The following is a 10,086-nucleotide window of genomic DNA, read 5'->3' on the forward strand; positions in this document are numbered from 1 at the left end:
CCCCACTTCAGAATCCATCTCGCCCTCACAGGCAAGAGTGACCGTTCACGCCTTCAGTTCCAAACGCGATTCCCCTGACACCGCTCACCGATATATTCGCCTGCCCCGAAACCGCAGTCTGATTCCGGCCCGTCGCCTGCAATTTGCCGTTCTCATATTGCGCGTTTTGCAACGAGTTGGCCTCGAGGCGACCAATCAGGAACGGCCCCGGCGGATTGGCTGCAATGCTGCGTGACAGATGATCCCGGGCAATGGCAAGCTGCCCATCCTGGCCGCGCGCCTGCCCCTCAAAGGCAAGCCGCGCCCACGCGCGCAGGAGGGTTTCGTTCTGCAACAATTCCGGTCTGGCGCGCACCACCTCTATCGTCAGTTTCATCTGCACCTGCTTGGGATCCCAGATGACTTGCCCCAGCTCGGCAGGCTGCAGCGGTGTCAGTGGCACGGACAACGCTTGCGGGGCTTCGGGACGGGTCTGCACCGCGACGGCAACCGGTTTGTCCGCCTCGACCACCGTCAGTCTGGAAATCCGTGCGCGTGTGGCTGTGGAAATACATTCGCTGCTGTCGACACAGTTTTGACGAAAATCGATCCACGAGGCCTGTTCCTCTTTCAGCCCTGCTTGCGCGCGCTCGTCCAGCGTCGCCAGTCGCGTGCGGTAGACATCATTCATTTCCGCCTCAAGCGTGCGCAGTTCGGGCGCAGAGCAGATGGCCTGCGCCGTCAAGCCGTCGGGCGAGTTGCAAAAATCTGCCGCCAGTTCAGGCTCTGAGGCAGGCTCATCCTCGCGGTCACACCATGTCGTCAACTGGTCCAAAGCAGGTCCGAGGCCTTCCAACGGAATTGAAACCATTTGGTCGTCGTCGAGGCGCAGGGTGATCTCCGTGGACTGGCGCATCGCGCCCAAAAACGGCAAATTTCGCGGCAGGTTCGTTGCCAGATCCCTGGCGTCAGACATCAAGAAGGGTCCTTCACCTCGCGCTTGCCCGTCAAGTGACAAGCCAAGGCGGACGACATCGCCGGTCGTTGCGGAGACGTGTTCCGCGACCGCTGCCCCCGAAACCCGCCAGATCAGATTGTCTGGGTCATGCGCGGCATCGGCGCGCGCACGACAGGCGAAACTCATCTCGATGCGATCGTCGGCCAACCGTGCGATGCCTTCCGGCCCAATCGGTTCGGCAAACTGCCAACTCTGCGCAGAAGCCCCTCCGGCAATACAAAAAAAACCAAACGTCAGGCAAAGGCGAAAAAATCTCATAAACAATACTCCGGGACTGAACCCGAGCGTCACCAAATCGCGCAATTCTGTCAATAAAAAGCTCCGTCAGGACGAAGGGCCAGATCATTTCTGCATCATTGCGCACGAATTGGATCGATCGCAGCGCCCAAAACAGGAATGCCCGGTCGGCTCCTGCGGCCTTGATCTGGGCGACTGAGCCGGAAGGAGCCATCCATTCCTTTCAATCCGGCAGAAAGCGTAACGACTGGGAATGCCTTAAATCAACGATTTCTTCCCCGTGTCTGAGGTCAATTCAGTGCAAGGTTCGATACGGATGCCACGATCCGACCGTCCGTATCGTCGCTGTCGGCCGAAAGTGCCATACCGATCAACGCACCGGGTTCTGATCCGAACAGGCTCCGATAGTCCTGAGCGAGATTTACGCTTTCCGCAAAGCGTCCGGTCGTGGCCGTTTGAAGGATTTGCGTTCCCATCCGGGGCGAATATGGGCTTGCCAGACGAGCCCCCGCTGGATGCTCTCCGCCCCAGACGTAAATGATCGCTCTCGCGCTGTCTTCGCTCAGAATGCGGCGAGCGGATTTCCCTTCCAATGCATCTGCGCGCGCCAGATCGACAAATATGAAATACACCGCAAGATTGCGATCGTCCCCGCCTTTTGTCCTGAGGTCTGTGGGTATGACGCCTTCGCTGACGCTCCATGTCCAGGCGGCGCGCGTCGTGTCCCGATACGTTGCGTCGACGGGCCGCCACAACAGTGAAACCGTCCCGTCGGATACGATGTCGACCTGCGCTCCGCGTTGGATATAGTCATTTGAGAACAGACGCAAAAAGCCCTGCTCCTTCCAGCTTCCGTCAAACGGAACAGGTTCTGCCGCCATCACGGTGAGCGGTTGAACAGCAAGGAGGATCATTCCAAACAAGCTTCTGAGGGAAAACTTCACCATATTGGTCCAATTCAAAAAGCCGCGAGGCACCGATATCATCAGGCCCGCGATGGCCCATAGAAGCCCAAAGGCAGGTTTGTTCCGGCATTCACACATGCACATTTCAGTTTTAAAGGACATAGTTTGCTTTGACGGCAAGCACAGAGCGGATGGCGCCAATGGTGGGTCACATTGGCGTGCGCACCCCGGATAAACGGGTCAGAGATCTTTGTGCAAACGGTGTTTTCCGTTATAGGATGTCAGGCATGTTCAGACCGTCGCCAACGGTGTGGGCGTGCTTCCTATGCCGGTTTTTTCGACAGATCGCTGAGGATCGGGCAATCGGGTCGATGATCTCCGCGACAGGCGTCAACCAGATTTGACAGCGTTCCACGCATCGCGCGAAGTTGCGCAATCTTCTCATCAATCGCGGTCAGATGCTCTTCCGCGATGGCCTTCACCTGGGCACTCTCGCGCGCCTCATCTTCGTACAGGCTCAACAACGTGCGGCAGTCGTCTATGGAAAAGCCCAATGTGCGGGCGCGGCCCAGAAACGCCAGCTTGTGAAGGTCGGTTTCCCGAAAGGCGCGATACCCGTTTTCGCTGCGCTGGGGCCGGATCAAGCCGATGTCTTCGTAATACCGGATGGTTTTCGGCGGCAAGCCGGACCGTTCGGCAACTTCTCCGATGTTCATTGCACACGCCTCCTATGCAGCGGCTTGAGTTTGGTGTGATTCTGGCCGGGCGACGGCGATGTCCGCCTCTTGCATGGCTGGTTTGATGCGGCGCAGGCGCAAGGCGTTCGACAAAACCGACACCGAGGACAATGCCATGGCGCCTGCCGCGAAGACGGGCGACAAAAGAACGCCATAAGCGGGAAACAAAACACCCGCGGCCACCGGGATCAGCGCGACGTTGTAGCCAAATGCCCAGATCAGGTTTTGGCGAATGTTCGACATCGTACGTTTTGAAACCTCGGCGGCATTCACCACGCCACGCAGGTCGCCCGACATCAGCACAACGTCCGCCGATTCGATGGCGACGTCGGTGCCGGTGCCAATCGCGATGCCGACATCGGCATGGGCCAATGCAGGCGCATCATTGATACCATCCCCGACAAAGGCGACCTTGCGCCCCCCTGCCCGCAAGTCGTCCAAGGCGGTCACTTTGCCATCGGGCAAGACACCGGCGATCACATGATCTATCCCGATTTCGCCCGCAATGGCCTCCGCCGTTTCGCGTTTGTCGCCGGTGATCATCGCAACCTGAAAACCGCGATCCCGCAAGGCGGCGATGGCGGAACGGCTGGACGGTTTCACGGGGTCCGCAACCGCGATGACCGCCGCAAGGCGACCATCGACAGCGGCATAGAGGGCGGTGCGTCCGCGACGGGCGAGCTCTTGTTCGGTGTCGGCAAGAGTGTCGATGTCTATGCCCTGGCGTGTCATGTGACGATCCGCGCCGACCATGACCTGCTGTCCCTCGACGGTTGCAACCACGCCGTAGCCCGTGATCGAACGAAAGTCGGTCGCATTCGGAACCGCGATGTTTTCGCGGCGTGCTCCGTCGACAATGGCTTCTGCAATCGGGTGTTCGGACTGTGCTTCTACCGCGGCAATCAGGCCCAGGACAGTATCGCGGTCAAACCCGTCTGCGACGACCAGATCGGTCAGAGTGGGTTTGCCTTCCGTGACCGTCCCGGTTTTGTCGAGGGCAATGATGCCAACATCGGACAGCGCCTGAAGCGCTTCGCCCTTGCGAAAAAGCACCCCCATCTCAGCCGCGCGCCCGGTTCCGACCATGATCGAAGTCGGCGTGGCCAGCCCCATGGCACAGGGGCAGGCGATGATCAGTACGGACACGCCCGCGACCAGTGCCATCGTCAGCGCAGGGTCCGGTCCGAAGGTCAGCCAGATCAGGACCGTCAATGCGGCAAGCCCCATGACCGCGGGCACAAACCACAGCGTCACCTTGTCGACGAGGCCCTGTATGGGCAGTTTCGCGCCTTGCGCATCTTCAACCATGCGGATGATCTGGGCCAGCATCGTATCTGCACCCACCCGCGCGGCCCTGAACGTCAGGCTGCCTGTACCGTTCACAGTCCCCCCTGTCACGGATGCACCGGCCGATTTGGAAACGGGCGCGGGCTCGCCTGTGATCATGCTTTCATCGACATTGCTGGCGCCGTCCGTCACCTCTCCGTCGACTGGAATGCGCTCGCCGGGGCGCACGAGAATGACATCGCCCACGGCAAGGCGTTCCACGTCGATCTCGAGGGATTTACCGTCACGAATGACCCGCGCTGTGTGTACTTGCAACCCCAGAAGGGCCTGAATGGCAGCCCCCGTGCGTCCTTTCGCCCGCGCCTCCAGCCAGCGCCCCAGGAGGATCAGCACCACGATCACAGCCGCCGCCTCGAAATAGACGGCGCGCACTCCTTCGGGCAGAAGTCCCGGCAGGAAGGTCGCGACCACGGAGTAGCTCCAGGCGGCGCCTGTGCCGACAGCCACCAGGCTGTTCATGTCCGGCGCACCCTTCAAAAGCGATGGGAGACCTTTGCGGAAGAAATAACCGCCCGGGCCAAACAGCACGATCGTGGCCAGCGCAAACTGTATGACCCACGACGTCTGAGTGCCGATGCTGTTCTGAATTGCCATGTGAAAGGCGGGAATCAGGTGCGAGCCCATTTCCAGAATGAACACCGGTAGGGCGAGCACCGCAGCAATCAGTGTCCTGCGCCGCAGCCTGTCCGCCTCTTCGACCTTGCGTTCTGCACGTGATTGTGTGGCGTCCGCTTTGGCGACACGCGCCGCGTAGCCGCTGTCGGTTGCCGCCGCGATCAAATCCGTTTGCGTGACCACCCCTTCGACGTACCCGACTGTTGCCGTTTCCGCAGCAAGGTTCACCGAGACGGAGTGAACACCGGGCACAGCGGCCAACGCCTTTTCCACCCGCCCTACGCAAGAGGCGCAGGACATCGACGCGACATTCAGGGTGACCGTCGACATCTGTGCGGGATAGCCGAGCTCATCCAGCGCAGCCGTTGCGCGCTCCAGTGTTGCCGGATCTTCAAGCCGCAGGCTGGCCGTTTCGGTTGCGAGGTTGACGGATACATCCGTTGCCGTAGGCACATCGCGCAACGCCTTTTCGACGCGCCCCACACATGAAGCACAGCTCATGCCCGCGATCCGGAGTGTGTATTGCTTGTCAGCGCTCATGTTTCGACCTCTGGAATCATTCGTTGGATGGTAGATAGGGCTTCCAGTGGCTGGAAGCTCAAGGGCCGCGTTCACTTTTCTTTACGGTACTGACTTGAGATGGCCGTGCATGCTACAGATACCAGTGTTACTAGGGCGCGGTTCAGTCGGCGACATGCATCCCAGAGGGACCATCAAAGATATCGGGATACGAAAAAATGGGAGTATTGGCCCGGGCGGCGTATACGGCTATTCTATCGAACAGGAATGGGCGCGCCTGACTGGGGCCGCTGGATACCCCCAGGTTTGATAGGATGACGCAATGACTACCAAGTATTTTTTAATGGCGGCAACGGCTTTGGCGCTGGCGGGCTGTGCCGAACTTGAAACGGCCGGTCCGGAGGGGGTCTTACCCGTTGTCCCCGAACAGGTCGTTGCTCTTGCGGCACCCTATCAGAATTTGAATGCCGTTCGCTACGGTCCCGACGACAACTGCTATTGGTATCTCCATGCCGGGCCGGTGGAAACGACCTGGCTGCCGCTGAGAACGGCAGGCGGCAATCCCATCTGCACAAAGCCTGCCGACGGCTGAAAGCAGCTTAACCGGTGCCGAGCGCGTCTTCTGTGGCATACAGGTGTGCCGTCCTCCCCGGAGTGACGTTGTCATACAGATCGATGATGTGCGGCATGATCATGCGAACGCATCCCGAACTGGCACGGCCGCCGATGGAGCGCGGATAGGGTGTGCCATGAATCCGAAGATACGTATCGCGATTGCCGACATAGAGATACAGCGCGCGCGATCCCAGTGGATTTGTCGGGCCGCCGTCAACCCCGTCTGCGTGTTGCTCAAACAACCCTGGATCCCGGGCGATCATATCGGCGGTAGGGGTCCATGTCGGCCATTTCGCCTTGCGCCTGATCGTATAGACGCCGGGTTCGTACAGGTTGCCCCGTGCGATCGACACGCCATAGCGCATTGCGGTGCCATCTGGCTCGATATGATAGAGATAACGAGCCACGGCATCCACATGGATGTCACCAGGCACAAGCCCGTCATTGGCCTGGACCCGAACCGGCAGAAAGCGTGGATGCACGCCCCACGGATTGGACGTGGCCGGTTCATAGCCAGCAGGTCGGACCTGAGCATCCCAGGCAGACCACATGTCGCGTCGCGACGTTGGGGCGGCGATGGCTGTTTGTGCCATAGGCGCGGAAAAAAGCAGAGTCGTGCCTGCAATGAAATGTCGGCGCGTCAGTCCCGTCATCGTTGTCACCTCGCTGCTGGTTGCGCTGTCTGTTACTCTGCCTGATTACCAGACAAGTCGCCCTAAGGACCAGCCTGACCTCGGTAATTTTACAAAATGTGTTCTTGAGCTGCTCCGTGACAAAGCCGCGAAGTGCTTCATAGGCGGTCCTCTTTCCGCTGAATCGGTTCCAGCCAGCCGAGCGCAAACGCAGAATAGAACATCGTGATCAACCCAACCAGGTTGGACGAAATAGTGCCGCGGCGGCCACCGGGTGAGGGAATGTGCGATTACGAAACCTTCCGGCGGATGGTGTTCTGCCCCGAACGTGCCAGCGTTTCCGAGCCTGGGGTGATGCAATCAAGTCGGGTGTTGGAACCTGGTGCATGTTCGAACGGATAACGGCAATGCGACACAGCCAAATCAAGTGCCGGGACGGCAATGCCGACCATTGGCGCGGTCATCGGAAAAGGACTTCACACAGAACACCGACAGCACTTAGGCGCATGGCATTTCTGCCGTCCGATAAATGCCGCCGCACCCGATATTGTCCTTGGACACTTTCCATACATCGGCACGCGCCACCACGCAGCCCGTGATCAAAACCGAAGCGACAGGCGCGTTTGTCGCCCGAAGGCATGGCTCAGCAGGCTTCCTTGTGAACCAAACAGACCGCCTTTATCGCGTGGATTTAGCCTTCGTATAGATAGGCTTCGCTTTGATCGGGGCCGGGTGCACCCCCCACCCCGCCAAACGTCTTCATTGAAGTCCGCGAGAAACCCTTGTTTTTCGGCCCGGTTTTCTGATGCTGATGGTCTCATATTCAACTAACCGATGCGGCTGAACGATCGCCTGGCCCAAACGAATGCGCGCGCCGGTTGCCGTGACGTCGTTTTGAATTCATAAGTGACTTAGAACACATGATCGCCCCTCAACGACACTGGATCGCATATGTCCGAGCTTTTCGACGCCCTGAGAACGCGCGTTCAGGGGGACCTGATGTTCGACGATTTTTCAAGGGGTCGCTACGCCACGGATGCATCGCTTTATCAGATGATGCCGCTGGGGGTGCTCTCCCCAAAGTCCGAAGATGACATCCGCGCCGCCATAGACATTGCCGGTGAACAAGGTTTGCCGATACTGGCGCGTGGCGGCGGTACGTCGCAATGCGGGCAGACCGTAAACGAAGCGCTGGTGCTGGATAACACCCAATATTTCAACGATATTCTCGAACTGGATGTGGCGGGCCGCCGCTGTGTCGTGCGCCCCGGTATCGTGTTGGATGATCTGAACCGAGCGCTCAAGCCCCACGGGCTTTGGTTTCCGGTTGATGTTTCCACTGCGTCGCGCGCGACCATCGGGGGGATGGCCGGCAACAACTCGTGCGGCGGCAAATCCCTGCGCTATGGCATGATGCGCGACAACGTGTTGTCGATTGATGCTTTTCTGGCCGACGGCAGCAAACATCACTTTGGCCCGATCGGGGCCGAAACTGCGCCGGCTCTGCAAGCCCTCACGACCGATCTGCTAAAGCTTGGCACTCGGGAGGCCGCCGAAATCGATGCCCGGTTTCCCAAGGTCATGCGCCGCGTGGGCGGCTATAATATCGACGCTCTGATGCCCAAGAACACGCCCAATAACCTCGCGCATCTTCTGGTGGGGTCCGAAGGGACACTTGCCTACTCCACCGCGATTGAACTGAAGCTTTGGTCAATTCTGCCGCAGAAGGTTCTGGGCGTGTGCCATTTCCCGACCTTCCATCACGCCATGGATGCGGCCCAGCATCTGGTCACTTTGAACCCCCAAGGGGTTGAGTTGGTGGACGCCACGATGATCGCGCTGGCGCGTGATATTCCGATGTTCCGCCAAACCATCGAGGAATTCGTCACGGATAAACCCGATGCCTTATTGCTGGTCGAGTTCGCCGAAGAGGACGCAAGCCTGCATGCCGCGAAGTTGCGGCAACTTGACGAAATGATGGGCGATCTGGGGTTCTCCTGGTCCGGGACGGGCAACAATTGGGGCGGCATGACCCCGGTGCCCGACCCGGCCATGCAGGGGCGGATCGCGGATTTGCGCAGTTCCGGTCTGAACATCATGATGTCCATGAAAAGCGACGGCAAACCGGTGTCCTTTGTGGAAGACTGTGCTGTCGAACTGCCCGATCTTGCCGCCTATACCGCCGGCCTGACGGAGATATTCGAGAAACATGGCACGCGCGGCACATGGTATGCCCATGCGTCGGTCGGGTGCTTGCATGTGCGTCCGGTCCTGAACCTCAAACTGGATCAGGACGTCAAAACCATGCGTGCGATTGCCGAAGAATGCTTTGATCTGGTCGCCCATTACAAAGGGTCCCATTCCGGTGAACACGGCGACGGGCTGGTGCGGTCGGAGTTTCATGAAAAGATGTTTGGCCCCCGCATGGTGGCCAGCTTTGTCGAAGTCAAAGACCGGTTTGACCCGCAGCGCCGGTTCAACCCGGGCAAGATTGTCGACGCACCCAAAATGGATGACCGCCGCCTGTTTCGCTATGGCCACGATTACGTAGTGCTCGCGTTCGAGACCGGGTTTGACTGGTCCGAATGGACGGGCGGCGGCGGTGGGTTTCAAGGCGCGGTTGAGATGTGCAACAACAATGGCGCGTGCCGCAAGCTCAAGGGCGGTGTGATGTGCCCCTCGTTCCGGGTCACTCGCAAGGAACAGGACCTCACCCGGGGACGTGCCAACAGCCTGCGACTGGCCATTTCCGGACAGTTGGGGCCGGATGCGCTCAGCTCTGATGAGATGGCCGACACGATGAAACTGTGTGTGTCGTGCAAAGGATGCAAACGCGAATGTCCCACGGGCGTGGACATGGCGCGCATGAAGATCGAGGTGCAGGCAGCACGCGTGCGCAAAAACGGTCTGCGTCTGCATGACCGATTGACAGCGTATCTGCCGCGCTACGCCCCATGGGCATCGCGCCTGCCGTTTCTGGCCAACCTGCGCAACTCGGTGCCGGGACTGGCCAAGCTGACGGAGCGGTCCACAGGTTTCACCGCGACGCGCGCATTGCCGACATGGCACGCGCGTCCCTTCAAAGACACCGAAGCCTCCCGGCAAGACAGCCCCAAGGCAGTGGTATTTGCCGATTGCTTCAACCGCTACTTTGAGCCGGAAAACATGCGCGCCACTCTGACTGTATTGTCAGCGGCCGATGTGCCGGTGCATCTCGCCCAAGCGGCCAAAGGGCAGCGGCCCTTGTGCTGCGGCCGCACGTTCCTGTCTGCCGGATTGATGGATGAAGCGAAAGCAGAAGCACAAAGGTTGGTTGACGCCCTGCTGCCTTATGCAAAACAAGGGCTGCCCATCATCGGGCCAGGGCAATCGCGTTTGGCATCATGCCTCTTACAGCCCATTGAGAACGCTGCATAAGAATGCCTCGTCCCATCCAGCTCGCTTGAGTTTAATGCTGAGAGAGCCTTTGGATGTGTCGCGTC

The 10,086-nt window shown here is 59.4% G+C and carries 7 protein-coding genes; 2 read left to right on the forward strand and 5 right to left on the reverse strand.

What is annotated here, in order from left to right:
- Nucleotides 1–25 precede the first annotated feature (25 nt).
- From LC354_RS23920 to LC354_RS23935, 4 genes are all read right to left on the reverse strand, one after another.
- A complete protein-coding gene (locus LC354_RS23920; protein ID WP_223428490.1) occupies nt 26–1,255 on the reverse strand; it encodes a lysozyme inhibitor LprI family protein in 1,230 nt (409 codons plus the stop codon).
- 269 nt (nt 1,256–1,524) lie between these two features.
- Complete coding sequence (locus LC354_RS23925; RefSeq protein ID WP_223428491.1) at nt 1,525–2,148, reverse strand: DUF3047 domain-containing protein; 624 nt, start codon at nt 2,146–2,148, stop codon at nt 1,525–1,527.
- Between the two features lie 314 nt (nt 2,149–2,462).
- The gene (gene cueR, locus LC354_RS23930; protein WP_223428492.1) at nt 2,463–2,855 is read right to left on the reverse strand and encodes a Cu(I)-responsive transcriptional regulator; all 393 of its coding nucleotides are present in this window, start codon (nt 2,853–2,855) and stop codon (nt 2,463–2,465) included.
- Between the two features lie 12 nt (nt 2,856–2,867).
- Nucleotides 2,868–5,378: a heavy metal translocating P-type ATPase gene (locus tag LC354_RS23935; RefSeq protein WP_223428493.1), complete on the reverse strand. Its 2,511-nt coding sequence runs from the start codon at nt 5,376–5,378 to the stop codon at nt 2,868–2,870.
- Nucleotides 5,379–5,679: 301 nt separating this feature from the next.
- Here LC354_RS23935 and LC354_RS23940 point away from each other — a divergent pair, with 301 nt between their 5' ends.
- Nucleotides 5,680–5,949, forward strand: coding sequence for a hypothetical protein (locus tag LC354_RS23940; protein ID WP_223428494.1), 270 nt, complete (start codon nt 5,680–5,682; stop codon nt 5,947–5,949).
- A gap of 7 nt (nt 5,950–5,956) precedes the next feature.
- Here LC354_RS23940 and LC354_RS23945 read toward each other — a convergent pair whose 3' ends face one another.
- Nucleotides 5,957–6,625, reverse strand: coding sequence for a L,D-transpeptidase (locus LC354_RS23945; protein WP_223428495.1), 669 nt, complete (start codon nt 6,623–6,625; stop codon nt 5,957–5,959).
- Between the two features lie 930 nt (nt 6,626–7,555).
- Between LC354_RS23945 and LC354_RS23950 the strand changes: the two genes are divergently transcribed.
- The gene (locus tag LC354_RS23950; RefSeq protein ID WP_223428496.1) at nt 7,556–10,021 is read left to right on the forward strand and encodes an FAD-binding and (Fe-S)-binding domain-containing protein; all 2,466 of its coding nucleotides are present in this window, start codon (nt 7,556–7,558) and stop codon (nt 10,019–10,021) included.
- The last annotated feature ends 65 nt before the right edge of the window (nt 10,022–10,086 follow it).

It is taken from the genome of Tateyamaria pelophila (genome assembly GCF_019966495.1).
GTDB classification, from domain to species: domain Bacteria; phylum Pseudomonadota; class Alphaproteobacteria; order Rhodobacterales; family Rhodobacteraceae; genus Tateyamaria; species Tateyamaria pelophila.